At 73.9% G+C, this 17500-nt stretch carries 4 protein-coding genes; all 4 read right to left on the bottom strand.

Annotated elements, in window-relative coordinates; translation table 11 throughout:
• Nucleotides 1-5: 5 nt before the first annotated feature.
• The 4 genes from LG278_RS07825 to LG278_RS07810 are packed head-to-tail and all read right to left on the bottom strand — an operon-like array spanning nt 6 to nt 17408.
• Nucleotides 6-4391: a hypothetical protein gene (locus tag LG278_RS07825; RefSeq protein WP_404392585.1), complete on the bottom strand. Its 4386-nt coding sequence runs from the start codon at nt 4389-4391 to the stop codon at nt 6-8.
• Nucleotides 4388-9469: a DUF3892 domain-containing protein gene (locus tag LG278_RS07820; protein ID WP_404392583.1), complete on the bottom strand. Its 5082-nt coding sequence runs from the start codon at nt 9467-9469 to the stop codon at nt 4388-4390. The genes LG278_RS07825 and LG278_RS07820 overlap by 4 nt, the downstream gene beginning before the upstream one ends.
• The gene (locus tag LG278_RS07815; RefSeq protein WP_404392581.1) at nt 9466-12981 is read right to left on the bottom strand and encodes a DUF6603 domain-containing protein; all 3516 of its coding nucleotides are present in this window, start codon (nt 12979-12981) and stop codon (nt 9466-9468) included. The genes LG278_RS07820 and LG278_RS07815 overlap by 4 nt, the downstream gene beginning before the upstream one ends.
• The gene (locus tag LG278_RS07810) at nt 12978-17408 is read right to left on the bottom strand and encodes a hypothetical protein (protein WP_404392579.1); all 4431 of its coding nucleotides are present in this window, start codon (nt 17406-17408) and stop codon (nt 12978-12980) included. The genes LG278_RS07815 and LG278_RS07810 overlap by 4 nt, the downstream gene beginning before the upstream one ends.
• Between the last annotated feature and the right edge of the window lie 92 nt (nt 17409-17500).

The following is a 17500-nucleotide window of genomic DNA, read 5'->3' as shown; positions in this document are numbered from 1 at the left end:
CGCTCCTAGACCGGCGCCGCGGCGTCGGGGGTGAAGTCGGTCGTCGGCACGGCACGCGCGACGTTGACGGGGAAGTAGAGCCCGGGGAGGAACTGACCGACCCGGTCGAGCGCAGCCGGGTCGACCATCCGTAGGCGGGCGAGGTCGACCGTCTCGGACACGGTGTCGAAGAGCGCAGCGGGCGACCACGTCGGGGCGGCATCGGGTGGCACGGCGACGAGCACCGCCTGGGGCGGGGCCGCCCCGGGGGCGTCGAACTCGAATGTGACTGCGGCCGTGCGGCGTTCGTCCGGCACGGTCTCGGTCCACTCGTCGACGAGCACCCCGCACACGGGAGCAAGGGCGTCGAGCCCCAGCGGAGCCGCGACGACGAGGCTCGCCAGTCCCTCCCCTGGGGTATCGGCCGCTCGGGACAGGGCCCGCCAGAGGTCGCCGGGCACGTGTGGCACCTGGGCGACGCGCAGCGTCGGGGCGCCGAGCACCGCCGCCGGGGCCTCGAGGGCGTCGGCACCGATGAGCGCGGTCTGGAGTCGATCGGCACCTTCACGCACCCTCGCGGCCCGCGCCAGCCAGGCACTCGATGCCCAGGGGTCGCCACCCTGCAGGCTCGTGCTCGCAGCGAGCGAGGCTGCGAGGTCGGCCTGCTCGGGGTGCGCGACGCGCGCGAGCACGGGCAGGTCGTCGCCGACGAGCGCAGCGAGCCGCCGCCGCTGCCGATCGGGAGTCGGCTCACCGGCGAGCACCGCGGCTGCGGCGGACAGCCGGTCGAGCAGAGCCTTGCGGGTGCGCGCGGCCGCCTCGACGACGGTCTCGGCATGGCGCGCCAGCCGTGGTGGCGGCACCGCTCCGATGATGCCGACCCCTGCTGCGACGAGGAGGGCGTCGCGGCGAGCGCTCTCGTCACCGGTCTCGAGGTGCTGCGCCGCCGTCGTCAGGGCGATGGTGATGGCGTCGGCCCGGTTGATGACGTGCTGGTGGTCGATGAGCGAGTCGGTCGGCGCGCCGGGCTCGAGGTCCGAGGCCACCACCGGTCGTGACTGGAGCAGCAGCGCACGCACCCCGGCGACGGCAGTGAGGAACTCGCCGAGCCCCAGGCGGCCTGCCGACCACGACGGGTCGCGCCCGAAGTCGAGCCGGAGGGTCCAGTCCGCCGTCACCTCGGAGGGCGCGATCGTCCACGCGTCGAGGGCGATGCGCTGCTCGAGCTCGCCGCCGGAGGGCTCAGGGCCGCGCGGCGGCATCATTACGCAGTCGATCGCTGCGAGGAAGAGCCGTGAGAGCTGGTGCGGCTGCACGCGCGTCACTCCGTCGGGAGAGGTCCACACGAGCTGCGTGAAGACCCGTCCGGGGCTCGGCAGCAGGGCAGAGGCGATCGCGTCGAGCTCGGGGCTCGCCATTGCCCGCAGGGACGTCGTGCCCGGGTTGGCCGGGAAGTGCGCACGGGAGGCGGTCTCACCGTTGGTCAGGACGAGCAGCCGGTGCCGCACGACGAGCCCCGAGGTGGGGGTCGCTGCCACGTCGAGCTCGTCGGGCGGGGGCACGACGCCGCGCGAGACGGTGTCGAGGCTGGCGGCCGCGCGCGCCATGTTGCCCTGCAGCGCGTGGTGCACGCTCTCGGCCAGCAGCGCGTCGTGCACGGCATCGACGGCGTCGACGAGCACGTCGAGCACCTCGTCGAGGGCCGCGTGGTCGGGGTCGGCCGGGTCGGCCGGGGGCAGCCCGTCACCCCAGGGCAGGGTCGGCCTGCGCCGCAGCAGCGCCAGCCCGTCGACGACGGTGCCGGGCAGCTCGGTGCGCCGCAGCGAGCCGTCGGCGCGCACCTCCGTGGCCTCGGTCGGAGCCAGCTCGCGAAGGCGAGGGAGGTAGCGGTCGAGGAGCTCTCGGGGGTGCTCGTGCAGGGCGCGCTCGAAGAGGTAGCCGAGCAGCGCCGGCAGCGGCTGTCCTGACCGGATGCCCTGCAGCACACCGGTGGCCAGCCGGAGTCGGCGAGACGTGAGCTCCACGGCCAACGGGTTCTCCGGCCCCGAGCCCCGGGCCCGGAAGCCGCTGCGGAGCACCGCGGCCGTCGTCGCGTGGGCGATCGAGGGGGCGAGGACGTGCCCTGACCCCGGGGTCAGGCTGAGGGGCAGCGGCTCACCGTCGACGGGATCGTCGCGCTGCGGGCGCGGTCCGTCGGGCAGCAGGTCGACGAGCACCCCGTAGCCGCCGACGTGAGTGCCCCCGGGCTCCGTGGAGCGAAGGGTGGCGAGGCGCTCGGTCGCATAGCCCGTGATCCACGCGTCGAGGCGGTAGGACACGAGGCCGAGCACCCCGCCGAGGTGCCGCTCGAGGTCCGAGCTCGTCGCGGTGCGCAGCGAGCCCAGGGCCGCCCGCACGTCGCGCACGCCGGCCGCGGGCGGGAAGCTCGCCGAGGACTCCGCGAGGGCCGCCTCCAGGCTCGGCCACCCGGGCACCGCCGGGGCCAGCCGCTCGGCGAAGGTCGGCACGACGTCGGCCGGTCGGATGTTGTGCAGCTCCTGACCGTCACGCGTGCGGGCCACCGGTATGCCGTAGCGCTGCGACGCGTCGTCGGCTGCGGCGGAGTGCTCGGCGAGCAGCGAGGCACGCGCCAGGCGATAGAGCAGGGGCACGGCCAGACCGCCCGGACTCGTCTGTGCGGCAAGGGAGATCGGCGACATCGGACTCGCGAGCGTGCCGAGCCACTGGGTTACCGGGGCCGTCGTCGGAGCGTCCACGAAGGGCGTCTGCAGAGGGAAGGCGTCGGTGGCATAGACCCCGCGGGCGAGCAGCCCCTCGGAAGCGCCCGGGCGGCCGAGCTGCGCGAGCAGCGGCCCTGCGGCGCTCGCGAGACGCTCCTGCCAGTCGTCGGCCAGCCGGAACTTCGCGAAGCGCCACAGGAAGGCGACGTAGTCGGGCCCGAGCAGGCTGCGGGCGGCCACCGACCGAGGCCGAGCGTCGGTGGCCAGGATGTCGAGGAGCACGTCGCCGGGGTCCTGGACCGGCAGGCCGCGCGCCGCCGCGACGTCGGGGGCGATGATGCGCGGCACGTTGTCGAGCGACGGCAGCCAGACGTGGTCGCGCAGGGCCCGTAGCAGGGCGATCCCGCCGGCGTGGTTGCCCGGCTCGCGCCGGACGTAGCGGTCGAGCGACACCGCCGGCAGCACGGCATACGGCTGACGACCGATGCGCAGGCTCGGGAGCGGGCCCTCGGCGCAGACCCAGTCGGCGAAGTGGCGCCGCACCCCCGCCTCCTGGTCGGCGGCGCTGACTCCCCCGCTCGGCACGTCGAGCAGGTGCCGCATCGTGTAGCCGAGGGTCGCCGGCCACAGCGCCCTGCGCATGTCGGCCGCCCGCGCGGCGTCGGCCGAGCCTCCTCCGACGGCGCGGCCCAGTGCACTGGGAGCGGTGACGCGCACCGGCCGGTCGCGAACGCGGTCGGGACCCGCGGCGCCGCCGGTGAGCGGGACGCCGAGTGCCGCGCCCAGACGGCCTGCGGCGAGGGCGACGGAGGGAGCGGCGTCCACGACCGTCACACGCGCGGCGAGCAGCTCGGCCGGCGAGCCGCTGTCGTAGGCCGAGCGCACGTCGTCGGTCGTGTTGGTCGGGGTGCCGGGGGCGAGCAGGCCGAAGCCGTCGTCCGCCGCATGCGCCTCGAGGAGCTGGGCGAGGGTGGTCGCGCTCGCCTGTGCCGTCGCTCCCTCGTCGACCCCGACGACGACGAGCCGGTCGATGCCACCGGCCAGCATCGCCGTGGGCAGCGGTTCGATGACGAGGGCCATCCCCGCGTCGAGAGCGGCGTCGAAGTCGACGAGCCACTCCAGCTCGGCTGCCACGGGGGGCAGGTCGTCATCGGTCGGCACCTCGGCCTGCCCCGGGCCCGGGCCGACGGGCAGGTCGGGGCGCACCTCGGCCGACATGCCGTATGCCGGTGGGCTTCCGGCGCGTCTCGCCATCGCCCACCACCGGGTGGGCAGCGCCCGCGCCAGCGGTGGCCTCGTCCACGCATCAGCGGGAGCGACGGAGGGGAAGGCCGGCGTGACAGGTGCGTCGACGGGCAGGGGGGCCGACGGTCGCCCCTCCGGTGACGGCTCCATGACACGCGCGACCCACCGGGCACGCTCGGCGCCGCCCACGTCGCCGAGGAGCCGCTCCCACGCGTCGCGTTCGCGCTGCACATTGCCACCCGCGCGCCACATCGCGGTCCAGTAGTCCTTGCCCCGCAGCACCTCGTCGGCCGACAGGTCGACCTCGTGGGAGTCGACATGGATCGCGTCGGGATAGATGCGCACCTTGAGGGCGTTGCCGGCAAACCGGGTCTCGAGCCGGACGGGCAGGAGCGTGATCGGCCACCGCGTGGACAGCGACCAGGTGGCGGGTGGGGTGACCGTCATCGCGGCGAGACCTCCGGCAGGGCGAGCAGGTTGTTGGGGCCCTCGGCATCGCCGCGGGTGCGCACGTAGCGCCGGCCGTCGGCGCGGTCGACGACGACGATGGGCGTGCGCCGCGAGCCGATCTGGACGTAGAAGCGGTCCCCGTGAGCGGCGGCATCGGCCACCTCGTCGACCGTGAGGCGCCACGTCGAGCCCGGGTCCGCGTGCTCGCCGTGGAGGGCGACGATGTGGCCGTCGGTGCGCTCGATGCCGGTGATCCTCCAGCCGTCGAGGAGCGGACCCAGCATCCGGGCCGCGTGCACGGCGATCTCGACGGGCTGCTGCAGCAGCGCCCGTGCGACATGGGCGCCGTTGCGACCGTAGGTCGCTCCGTCGAGCGTCAGCGCGCCGACCGACGTCCCCGTGGTCGGCAGGAAGCGTGCGGTGCTCACACCGTCGGGCCCGACGAGGTGCGCCCAGTGCAGGTCGGACCAGTGACCCGGCGGGGTGGCCCACCGGGTTCGGTCGTCCGGCGGGTCGTCGACGCCGAAGCGCACGGCCGTCGCCTGCTCGCGCAGGACGATGAACCACCCCGGGGCGGCGCCGCTGCCCCGCGCCATGGCGACCGAGAGGGGGAAGCCGAAGAGCAGCAGGTCGGGCGAGAGCCACCCGCTGAAGATCGGCGCGACCTCCTGGTCCTGGGGCCCGAGGTCGCGACGGGTGCGCGCGTCATCCGCCCAGACCGCCGGTCGCATCGCCACGGTCGTCGAGGGGTAGCGGCGCAGCAGCTCGCCGCGCACGGCCAGCACGAGGTTGCCCTCACCGCTCGCCCCGACCCCGGTGGCGTGGCTCCCCAGCGGGCCGCCCCAGCTGGTGAGCGGCGGGATGTCGGGGGTGCCGGCCTCCGTGCCGCGCACGTCCCAGAACTGCCGGAACCACGTCGTGCGCAGGTCGACCGGCACCTCGCGCCAGAGCAGCTCACGGCTCAGCTCGTGGTTGAGGCCGACGAGGAAGGCCTCGATGAACGCCGGGTTGGCCCGGAGCAGGGTCATCGTCTCGGCCGGGATGTGCTCGACGCCCGGCACGATGTGCTCCTGACCGACCCGCCGCAGCAGCTCGTAGGTCGGCTGCGGGAAGCTCACGTGCCGCACGACCGGTCGGAGCGGGTCGGCTGTGACGTCGCTCGCTGCGGAGCCCGGCGCGCGCTCGGGCAGGGCCCGGCCGCCGACGACGATCCGGCCGAGGGTGGCCGCGGGGATCGTCGTCGCGGGGTCGAGGGCCGTGACGAGACGCGTGGCGGTCTGGGCCACGTCGACGACCTGCTCGCGCGCGGCCCTGGCGAGGGACTGGGCCGGGGCCAGATAGGCCTGATGGGCAGCGGAGGCCGACGTGAAGGCGGACCCCATCGCCGCACGCCGCTGCACGAGGGCAGGGTCGAGGTCGTAGACGCAGAGGGCTGCGCCCTGGTTCTCCCACCCGAACCAGTGGGGCACGACCTGGTCGCCGGACCACACCCGGGCCTGCCCGGTCGCGTCGGCGTCGAAGCCGATGCGCACCCGACCCTGGTTGTCGTACTGCGGGTCGGCGAGGAGCAGCACGACGAGGTCGGGCTTGCGGCTGCCGGTGATGTCGACGATGGACAGACCGGCGCCGGCGTGCCGCGGTGCGATCGGCGGGCCCCCGATCGGACGGGGCTCGGTCCAGCCCCCGACGACGTTGCCCCTCCGGTTGAGGGTGTGACCGACGCGCACCCTGGCCCGGTCGGCGCCCCCTGCGTCCTCGACGACGAGCACCGCGAGGTCGGCCCGGTCGTCGTCGTCGAGGTCGGCGACGTCGACACCGAGGCCGCGCACGGTGCCGATCGCCTCCCACGGGATCGGCTTCGACTCGGACCAGCCGTCACTGACGTTGCCGCTGGCGTCGAGGCGCCAGCCCACGCGGTAGTAGAGCCGGGTGGCGGCGCCGGGGGCCGAGACGGCATACGCGAGGACGAGCTCGGGGCGACCGTCACCGTCGAGGTCGGCGAGCGCGATGTCGGCCTCGGTGACGAGCGAGTTGAGCTGCGAGTGCAGGCTCTTGGGACCGAGCCAGCCCGTGGGGACGCCGTTCGCATCGAGGTCGGTGCCGATCCAGTAGCGGGCGTCGCAGCCACCCGTGGCCGGCTCGACGGTGAGCACCACCAGGTCGGGACGCCCGGTGCCGGTGATGTCACCGATGGCGATGCCGAGGCCGCGGCCTTCAGGGCCGAGGACGGGGCCCGGGTGGGGGTTGCCCGCCGGTATCCACCCGCCCGCGACCGTGCCGTCGAGGCCGAGATCGCGACCCACCCGGTGGTGGACCCGGTTGGCGCCGGCGGGGTTGTCGAGGTGAGCGACGACCGCGGACCCGAACATCGCCAGCCGCGGTGCCCATCGCTCCTCGGCGGGAGGCTGTGCGGAGACGGACCCCTGGCCGCCACTGTCCTTGGGGATGCCGTGGTCGACCCACTGCCACGCGTTGGCGACGTAGGTGCGGCCCCAGAGGTGACCGTCGGAGGCGGCACAGAAGAAGGTGTGCGCCTGCACCGCGGCATCGGGCTGCGCGATGACGTGGGCGCCGCTCGGCGGCTTGCCGTGGTAGACCCAGACGTAGGCACTGCCGTTCCAGACCCGCTCGGCCACCCCCCCGTCCGAGACCCGGACGAACTGCTTGGACCCGAGCATCGGGGCGCCCGACGGGCTGACGACCGCGCCCTGTGACGGACGGCCGTGGGGCACCCACTGCCAGCCGCTCGACCCGAGGTAGCGCTCCCAGAGGTCGCCCTTCTGCGTCGTGACGAAGAGCTTCGAGCTCTGGAAGGACGGACCCACGTCGGGGATCAGCCCACCGTCGGGGAAACCGTGGCGGACCCACGTGTAGGTGCCAGTCGCCAGGCTCAGCTCCCAGAGCTCCCCCAGGTTGCTGATGGTGAAGACCGAGCCGTTGATGACCCCGCCGGGACGGCCCACGGCGGACTGGGACGGCCACCAGATCGGCCCGACGGGATAGCGCGGGATGCGGCCGTGGTCGACCCAGCGCCACGTGCCCGGGAGGTCCGGCCGCAGCTCGGCCATCGAGCCGTTGGTGCACGTCACGAAGACGCTGGCACCGGCGGCCGCCGCGCCGCTCGTCGTCACATAGGTGCCGCTCGGGCGGTCATGGTCCTGCCAGAGCCAGCGGTCGCCGTCCCAGTAGAGCGAGCAGAGCCGGCCGTCGGCCGTCGCGACGTAGACCCGGCGGCCGATCGCGGCACTGACCGACGAGGCCGCGTTGCCCCCGGGCGGGCGGCCGTGGTCGCGCCAGACCCAGGTGCCCCCGATGAAGCGCACCTCGAAGAGCCGGCCGTCCTCGCTCGCGGCGAAGAAGCGGTCGTCGAAGAGGAAGACGCCGGGTGGGCTGACGATCTTCGTCGGGGCCTCGACGATGGGCGGCGCTGCGGCGCCGGACTGCAGCTGCCACCAGGGCACGAGCTTCTGGATGTAGGCCTGGGTCACCGTCTTGAGGGCGATTGGGACGGACTCCTCGGCCAGCGCCGGGAGCTGCACCGTGCCTGCGGGCGGGTCGAGCGTCGGTGCCTTGGTGATGGTGGTCGCGGCGAGTCCCTGCACGGGCGGGGTCAGCGCGGCCGCACCCGCGCGCCGGGCCACCGGGCCGTGCGGCCGGGCGACCCGTCGGAAGGCCGGTGACGACACGGCGGCGAGGCCGGGGTTGGCGTCGACGAGCGCTCCGACGCTCTGCCCGCTGCGTGGTGTCAGCGGCACGAAGCGGGAGACGGGCGCGGTGAGGGCGAGCACCTCGGCCTGGCTGAGCGGCCGTCCGGGGCCCTCCTCGGTGAGGCGACGCTGGTGCAGCTGCTCCGACACGGCCCGGGCGAGCTGGGCCCGTCGGAGCAGGTCGTTGGCCTGGCGCAGGCTGGCCGCCTGGCTCCACGCCGCCTCGGCGAGCTCCTCCTGATGGTCGCGCACGACCCGGGCCCCGAGCCCCGCGGCGACGCGGTGCCGGGGATCGAGATTGAGCTCGCGCAACCACTCCGGACCGCTCCCGTCGGCCGGCACCCGGTCGGTGCCCGCGTGCCCTGACCCGTAGAGCGGTGGCGTGAGCCGCTCGGGGTGTCCGAGCAGGCCACGCATCGCGGCGCGGTGAGCCGACCGCTCCGGTGCGGGCCAGGCCGTGGGCCGAGATGTCGGTGCTCGCAGGGCGCCCTCTAGGCCGAGCACCCCACCCGGGGCGTCCTCGGCCACGACGGGCAGGCCGGGGTCGGCCGCCCCGACGAACATCGCGCGCTGGCCGACGGTCTCGGGGACCGCCCGCGGCTCGATGCGACGCACGAGCGTCTCGAAGTCGCCTCCCATGCCGGTGGAGAAGCGCCACGTGTCATAGACGGGCAGGTCGACTGGCTCGCCCGAGGTGTGGTCCCACGCGTCGGCGAGGTCGCCGGCCTCGTGCTCGTCGAGCGGCAGCCCGAGTCCGGCGAGGCGACCTGCCTCGAAGGCGGGCACGAGGGCCGCCACGTAGTCGGCGCCCGGGATGAGGCGTCGCGGCGCGATGATGCGCGACAGTGAGCGCTCGGTCGCCGCGAGAGCGCCCTCCGGCCCCTCTGCGTCGTTGGAGACGGCGAGCTGGGCGTGCGCCCAGGCCCACGACTCCGACAGGTCGGGCAGCTCGCTCTGGGGGCAGGTGAGGACGGGCAGCGGGTGGTCGGCCTTGCGCGTCACATCGGCCGGAGGCGCGGGCACGACGACGAGCACGAGCCACGGGCGCAGCCGGCCGTCACCATCGGGTCCGCCGGTCGTGAAGGCCCACGGGGCGTCGGGGTTGTCGAGCTCGACGCAGGCGAAGCCGGTGGTCTCTGCTCCGTCGGTGTCGGGGGCGGGGAAGCGTCGGATCACCTGCTCGCCGTCGAGGCCGAGCACGTCCCCCGGGCCGAACGTGGCGATCTCGCCCGGCACGGTGACCCCCGCACCATCGGCCCCGAGCACGGCGGTCACCGTGACCTGACCTCGCGCCGGCAGACTTGCGGCAGAGGGGAATCCGGCAGACAGGCCGGCGCGGACCCAGGGCAGGAAGCGCAACCCGCTCATCGGACCGCCTCCTCCAGCGAGCTGACCCGCACCCTGTCCTCACCGCGCACGGGGCCACCGAAGTGGTCGAGGACCGCGGTGAACGAGTCGGGGACCGGACCCAACCCCCGCGAGCCGTCACCGGTCTGCATGAGTCCGGAGACGGCATACCTCGGCTCGAGCACGGCGACCTCGACCGTGTCGGTGGCGAAGCGACCGGCGCCGCTGCGCCGGGCCGGCGCGACGGCCGCGGGGCCGGTGGCGATGCTTCGGGCGAAGCGCTCGGGGGCCAGCGACTCCGGAGCCAGCGAGCGCACAGGCTCGGTCGGCGCGTCGAGGATGCCGCGCTCGTAGGTCACCTCGGCGAAGACTCCCGTGCCGGCGTCCGTGGGCACCGTGTAGCCGGCAGCCCCGAACCACGCCCCGGCCTGGAGCATCTCGAAGTCGGGGCGCCCCAGCTTCTGGTCGTCGGTGAGGTCGAAGAACTCGCCCGGCGCGAAGGCCGCGAGGATGGGGGTCGCGGGCTGGACCGTGGTGGAGCCGCCGATGCGGGCACCCACGATCGTGTACATCCTCGGCCGGTCGAGCGGCACCCGGCCGAGCCGTTGCACCGACACGGCGAGTGGCAGCACGGCCTGCTGCACGCCCACCTGGCCGAGCGGGTGCACGAGCAACCCGTCGGCGTCCTCGATCGCTCTCAGCGTCGCGACCGACGAGACCGACGGCGGTCGCACCGACCAGGCGCCGGGGGCCGAGAGCGCCTCGGTCGTGCGGCCCGTCGGGTCGAGCGGTGTGGGGGCGTCGCGCTCCGGCTCGGGCGGTCCCCACCGGCCCTCGACGGGGATCGAGCCGTTGATGAACCACAGGCTGAAGGAGGCCTTGCCCTTGAAGACCCAGGGCTGGGGTCCGACGAGCGAGAGCTGCAGCTCGATCTTCATCAGCACCCGGTCGCCGCGCTTGAGCGCGACGTTGGCCTCGAGGTAGAGGTCGAGCCCGAAGGGGCTCCACCGGATCAGGGCGTCGAAGACGAGGTGACCGTCGATGCTGAAGCCCAGCGCCTCGGCGTGCACCTCGAGGCGCGCCCCGAGCTGGAGGCTGTTGGAGGTCACGGCGAGGTAGGCCGTGAGGGTGATCTTCGGGTTCTTCTTCTTCGAGATCGCGAGGGTGAGGCGGCGCACCTCAGGGAAGCCCGGCGGCGGGGTGTAGCGGGGGTGGAAGCCGCCCGCGCTGAACGCGAAGACCGAGCGGTCGCCCCACGCCGCTCGCACGAGCATGTCGCCCGTCAGCTCCATGCCGGCGATCTTGGAGTCGACGAACGTCGCGTCGAGGGAGAACTCCTTCTTGTCGAGGTCGAGGATGCCGACCGAGTCGAGGCGCAGCTCCACGACCGGCTTCTTCTCGGGCAGCTTGAGGGTCACGCGCCCGAGGACGATGAGGCGCAGCGGTGCCGGGATCTCGAGGAGGAGCGCGAGCTCGAGGCTCAGCCAGGCCTCCGGACCCCAGGTGAACTTCGCCATCAGCCCGAAGACGTGCCGATCGGGCGCGACCGGGAAGAGCGTGCCCAGCGTCGAGAGCAGCTGCGGCGCGTTGCCCACGGGGTCGGGCGGGAAGAGCACGGCGTCGAGGGCCTTGGTCCGCACGCCCGCCCGGAGCGCGGGGAGGTCGGTCGTGCGGTGCAGTCCGACGACGAGACCGGCACCGGCGATGTGGATGCCGAAGGCGATGTGCACCGGCTTCCACTGCGCCGCCGCGACGACGATGAGCGACCACGTCTCCTTGCCGTCTCGGCCGAGGATCGGCGAGCCGTCGGGGAGCTTGGTGTTGAGCAGCCCCAGGGCGGCGAGCTTGAAGTCTCCGAAGCCCAGCTCGAGGGCACCGGCGTACTGCCCCTTCTTCTCATCGATGAAGAGGTACCCGCCGCCCGTGACCGGGCCGGCCTTGATCGTCATGCCCACACCGTCGGGCGCCTTGAACCTCGGCACGAGCTGCACGGGGCCGAGGGCGCCACCGCTCGACTGGGGGAAGGACAGCTCGCCCGTGATGCCGATGCGCTCGACGACCGCCTTGAGCGCGCCGATCTCCATCTTGAGGGTCAGCGCTGCCGTCGCCCCCAGGGTGCGGCCCGTCACGTCGGCGTCGAGGGCGAGGTGGACCGAGTCGATCTCGAAGGGGCCCAGGCCCAGGTGGATCGGCAGGGTGACCGCGGTCGAGAGGCCGCCCGCGATGACGACCCCACCGCGCTGCGACCAGGCGAGGCCCAGGTCGAACTCGACCCTCAGGCCCTCGGTCGGCAGCACACGCTTGAGGAAGGCGTCACCGTCACCGGCGCGCACGACGACCTCGGCCCGCTGCGCTGCGATGCCGACGCCGACGTCCTCACGGCCGGTGCCCATCACCGCAAAGGCCTCGAGCGCCGCCGACCCGATCGCGAGATGCGTCCCGTCGGCGGGACCGAGGAGCAGGGCGAAGCCCGACGCGTCGGGCAGCCGCGAGGCTCGCGCCCGGATGCTCAGCGACGGGCTCGACCCGTGCAGCTCGAAGCCGTTCTCGTTGATCTCCACCGCGCCGGGCGCGTCGGCGTCGAGCTCGAGCTCGTAGCGCCAACGCGCGACCGTGTGGCGCAGGCCCAACCCGAGCCGCGGCACGACGACGAGCCCGAGCGTCCCGGTCGCCCCGCTGGAGCCCGGTCGGTAGCGCAGAGCGATCGTGGCGCCGAGGGGCAGGGTGACGCTGCCGCCGAGGCGGATCTCGCCCGCGATGGAGAGCATGTGGCCCGACAGCGCGACACCTGCCGGCGTGAGCGCAGAGACGATGTCGTCGGAGATGCCGTAGCGCGCGGGCACGCCCAGCTCGCCGAGCAGGGCGGCGATGCGGGGAAAGGCCATCGACGCCAGGCGGTCGGCGTCCCCCTGGGTCGCCACGCCGTTCGGCAGGTAGACCGCGCGCAGGTGGTCGCCGGGACCGGTCAGCAGGTCGATGATGCGATCGAGGTGGATCGTGTCGCGGCGACGCGGGAGGCGCACGGGCGGCGTGTTGTCGGCATCCGGCTGCGGCACGCTCGGCGACCCGTCGGCCGCCGGGGTGACGAGTCCGAGCAGGACGGCCGTGCGATAGGCCACGGGCGAGGCGGCGTGCAGTCGGTTGACGGTGAGGTAGGACAGCAGGTCGACGCCCATGTCCTCGGCGGAGAGGCCCGGCGGCAGCGTGCCCCTCAGCAGCGGGGGCAGTGACGCGACGGCGCTCGCCTTGGACCCCTCCTCGGCGATCCGCTTGACCTTGTCGAAGCCCCACTCGCCCTGGTCGGCGACGGCGGCCGCGAGGGCGGCGAGCGCCGCCTCGACTCCGCCGAACCACGCCGTCAGCTCGTCCTCGCTCGCGCCGGTCAGGGCGGTGAGGTCCCAGCCCAGGGCGTCGAGCAGGCGCGCCCTCGCCCACGGGTTCGTGCCGGCAGCGATGACCGGGGCGCTGAAGGCCACCGCCTCGTCGGCGATGAGGTGGACGAGGTCCTTGCCCTCGCGTGGCGCATCGGTCATGACGTGCTCCTCGGCAGGTCGGAGACATCGAGTCGGAAGGAGCCGCGAGCCGCGAGCAGGGTCCGCTCGCCCGTGGGGAGTGCATCGACGGGCAGTGCGAACCCGCGCGGGTTGGTGCTCGTGACCGTGCCGCCTGATGGGGTCCACGCGGGCCAGGCGAGCACGGCAGTGAGGGCTCCGTGGAGGGCCGCGTCGGGCTGCGACCGGGCGAGGACCGCGCTGGTCAGGGCCTGCTCGTGGGCATCACCCCACGCTGTCGTCGGGGCGGTGAAGTCCGCTGCCCCCGAGGCCTTCGCCGCGTCGAACGCCGCGTGCAGGCCGGCGCTCGCACGGGGCTTCGCCCGCTCCTCGGCGGGCATCTCGGTGTCGGGGCCCGGACCGACGACTCCCGCAGGGGTGGCCTGGTGCCAGGCCAGGAGCAACGCCACCCCCCGCTCGCTCGTCACGAGGTCGCCGATGCGCGCACGCCGGGTCTTCTCCCCCGCGGGCAGGTCGGGCACCGTCGGTGTGCCGACCGGCCCGTCCCACGGGGCGCCGAGCACGTCGGCGATCCGCTGCCGTGCCAGCAGCCACATGGACCGCCGCAGACCGTCCTGCTCGGCGAGGGCCGTCACGACGCGATTGACCCAGTGCCAGGAGCGCAGGAAGTCGTGGTCGCCGACCGTGTCCAGGGCCTTCGCCTCACCACTGCGGTCGGTGAGCGCCGGGCGTGCCGTCAGCACGACACGGGACTTGTCGAGCAGACCCTCGCCGTCCTTGCCCCACGCCTTCGACGCGGACAGTCCGTAGCGACCGGCGACGGCCTCGAAGGTGTCTGGGTCGCGGCGTTTGAGGTAGGCCAGCAGGGGCGGCAGGTCACCCTCGGCGACCGACCAGTCGCGCAGCGGCTTGGGACCCTCGAGCTGGGGTGGGCTGACCGGCTGGCCGGTGCTCCACCCACCGAGCCCGAGAGCGAGGGCCGGCTCGCCCTCGGCACGCACGGCGTCGAGCTGACCGTCGGCGCGCACCTCGGCGACCGCTCGCAGCACCTTGAACGTCGACAGACGAGCCGCTGCCAGGGCTGCCACCGCGGCGTCGGGCGCACCGCGGTCGGCGACGAGAGCGGCCAGACCGGGGCCGGCCGCTCCGGCCGCCACCCGTGGCAGGAGCACCTCTGGTCGCACCTCGAGCTCCGCCGTGCGGTGGCCCTTCAGCGGGTCGCGTCGCGGCCCACCGAAACCCTGGACCGACGCGTGGGCGTCGTAGCCGGCGAGCAGTCGGGGCGCACCGGCCGCGGCCCCGGCGGGCACGAGCGAGAAGTCGGTGACGAAGAAGGCGGCCGTCGCCACCGGGCACTCGTCGTGGCGCCAGAGGTTCTCGGCGGGGCGGCTCGGCTGGCTCGGCGTGGCGGGGATCGTGGCAAGCCCGAGCCGGTCGCCAGCCGCATTGGTCGTCCACCCCTCGACGACGACCGGGCACCGCCAGCGCCGGTCCTTCCACGCGGTGATGACGGCCTCGGTCGGCAGGTCGACGGCACCGTGCACGATGCCGCGGTAGCGGTCGGTGGTCGGCACCTCGACCGCCCGCAGCGCGTCGACGTAGCGCGACGGCCGGGGCACCGGCTGAGCGTCCACAGCGACCCGCGACCGGCCGGCATACACCTGCAGCTCGCGGACGGCGAACTGCGTGAGCCGGTCGAACTCCCCTGTGGCCGTGCGGTGCTGGGTGAAGCCGAGCTCGATGAGGTCGCGCTGGAGCGCCGCGACGTGGGCCGGCCCGACGTAGCCCTTGCGCTCGACCCCGCCATAGGTCGGGGGCTTGTCGGCGGCGGCGTCCTTGTCGCCACGCTGGAGCAGGAACCCGCCGTAGCGGGGTGGCTGGAAGAGCGTCGAGCCGAGCGCGAGATCGACGACATAGCGCGTCAGCGGTGCGGCAGTCTGACGGTCGGCGCCGCGCTCGAGGCGCCACCACAGCGTCTGGGCGACGGACTTGCGGTCGTCGGCGCCCCAGAGGAAACGGATCTCGCCGAGGTTGACGCGCCCGACGACCTCCTTGCCCGACCCCCACGGACCGAGGTAGTCCTGATGGTTGCCGGCAGCCGCGAGGTACTGCGCCAGGGCCTGCTGCGTGTCGGAGCCGGGGGCGTCGACGGTGCGCGCCTGCACGTCACGGCGTGGCACCTCTGGGTCGGCCTCGTCGTGCTTGACGAAGGAGATCTCGGCGCGGATGTCGGGCTCGCTCGTCACCACGCGGGTCTCGGTGACCTCGCCGACGGCCGGACGCCCCGACACCTTCCACGGGCGCAGGCCCGAACCACCCCAGCCGAGGCCGAGCTCGTTGCCCACCTGGATGCTCGATCCGGCCTCGTTGCGCCAGCCGACGAGACGTCGCTCCGGGAGGCGGTCGAGGACCGGCTCGAAGCCGATGGAGTGCAGGAAGCGGGTCTTGCCCTCCTCGTTCTTCAGCGACGACGAGACGAGCTGGGCCGCCACCCCTTCGACGCGTGTCGTGGCCAGGGTCGTCGGCGCGCCGGGCGCGGTGTGGGGCGCCCGCGCGGAGAAGCGCAGGCGGGCGGCATACCCGTAGTGCACGTCACCGGAGAGCATGACGACCCGCCTCGAGTGGGTGCCGTCGGTGGCGGCCGCCGTGGCAGTGCAGAGCCGTGGCAGGAAGGACTGCAGGCCCGCCTGCTGCAGTCCCCACGCCTCGTTGTCGGTGAAGATGCTGCCCGCGTAGGACCGGCCGACGAGCGGCTGGATGAAGTCCTCGATGAGCGGCACCCCGACGACCGGGGCCGGCGAGACGACGACGGTGACCCCGTCGTCGGCCGGGTCGCCGGTGTCGTGGAGCATCGCGCGCAGGCCGAGGTCGTCGCCGATGAGGGCCGGCGGGTCGGTCGGACCCCCGGGGAAGCCGCGACGGGTACGCGTGTCGAGGACGATGAGCTGGTAGCGGGGCCAGCGCAGCTCGTAGTGGTAGTCGATCGCGGTGTCGGCGCGCTGGAGCAGCTTGCCGCGCTCGCGGACCGGGTCGACGTCGGTGTCCTTGGGCGCGTCGACGAGGTCGGTCGGGGTGCCCACCCGCTGGGCGATCTCCTCGGCCAGGGCGACGCTGGCGTCGTCGCTCCCCGCGGTCCAGGTCGACAGCCGGGCGAGGAGGTCGCGGCCCTTCTGGCCTGCCGCGCCCTGGCTGGCGAAGCGGTCGGGCGTGTTGCCCCATGCCTGGAAGACCGCGCAGGCGGCCATGGCGTTGGCCGCGATGCGACGACCGAGCCTGCTGCCGGTGTCGGCATCCTTGGCGATGACCGAGTCAGTGCACCACCGGCGGCACAGCAGCCAGTCGTCGGTGACCTCGTGGTCGTCGAACATCATCAGCGTGGGGATGTTGGCCAGGGCGCGACGGACCACGGGAAGGCTGTCGCGGAAGTCGGCGAGCGGCTTCGCCTGCTCGACCCAGCGCTGCATCCGCTTGACCGCGTCGGGCACGTACATCGCCGGGTAGGGCTCGCCCGCAAGGGTTTTGGCGTAGGTCTCGTCGCCCATCTCGCGCTTGAGCTGGGGGAACTCGTCGCCGAACTCGGGCAGGGTCTGCGGCCAGAGCACGTCGGCCCAGACGAGCAGATACATCCCCACGAACTCGGCGAGGGTGAAGAGGTGGCTCGCCCCCACGTCGCACGTCAGCTTGGCGATCTCGAGCACGGCGTGCTGGCGCATGCCGACCGCGGCGTGGCGGTCTTCGAGGAGGGCGCCACGCTTCTTGGCGGGCAGCTTCTCCTGCGGCAGCCCGAGGGCCGACATCGCGTGAGCCGAAATGGCGAGCAAGGGGTCGGCCACGTCGTCGGCATAGATCTGGTCACCGGTCAGCAGCAGCTGGTGGGGACGGGACTCGGGAGAGTCGGCGACGGGGGCGATGATGTCGGCGACGACGGGGAGCATGTCGAGCCCCCCGCCGTGGGGCTTGCGGCACGAGCCGTGCAGGAGGCGCAGAGAGGACGGCGTCGCGGGCGGGGTGGCGAAGCTCGGGAGCCGGGGAGCTCCCGTGGTGGCGAACGTCAGGGCCGAGCGCGCCGCCGCCTCCGTCGCGGCGACGACGCCGGCGGTGAAGAGGGTGGTGCCGGTCTCGGGCACATCGGCGCCACCAGCAGGGCCGAAGAAGACCTGGTAGCGGTAGAGCCGCCCCGGCGTCAGCGGTGTCGGCGCGGCGGCGGTGACCGCGACCACGTGCAGGTGCGTGCCGAGCCGCACGGTCTCGCGACTGCCGGTCGCGACGACGGTGGTGCCGACGGGGGCGCCGGCTCCCCCGGACTCACCCTCGTAGACCCGCAGCGTCGCGGTGCGCGCCTCCTTGAGGGCGAGGAAGACGGTGACCGAGGCCGGGTCGACGCGCCGGAGCATCGGACCGACGAGCACGAGCGGGAGCACTCCCGGCTGCTTCGGAGCCCAGACCATATGTCCCCTCAACATCACGCGGACCCGTCGGGGGACGGTGAGCACCATCCCCCTCTAGAGACCGCACCATGGCCATGCACGCACGCGCTGCG

The organism is Humibacillus xanthopallidus (genome assembly GCF_044793955.1).
Lineage (GTDB): Bacteria > Actinomycetota > Actinomycetes > Actinomycetales > Dermatophilaceae > Humibacillus > Humibacillus xanthopallidus_C.
This window is presented reverse-complemented; position numbering and strand designations above follow the sequence as displayed.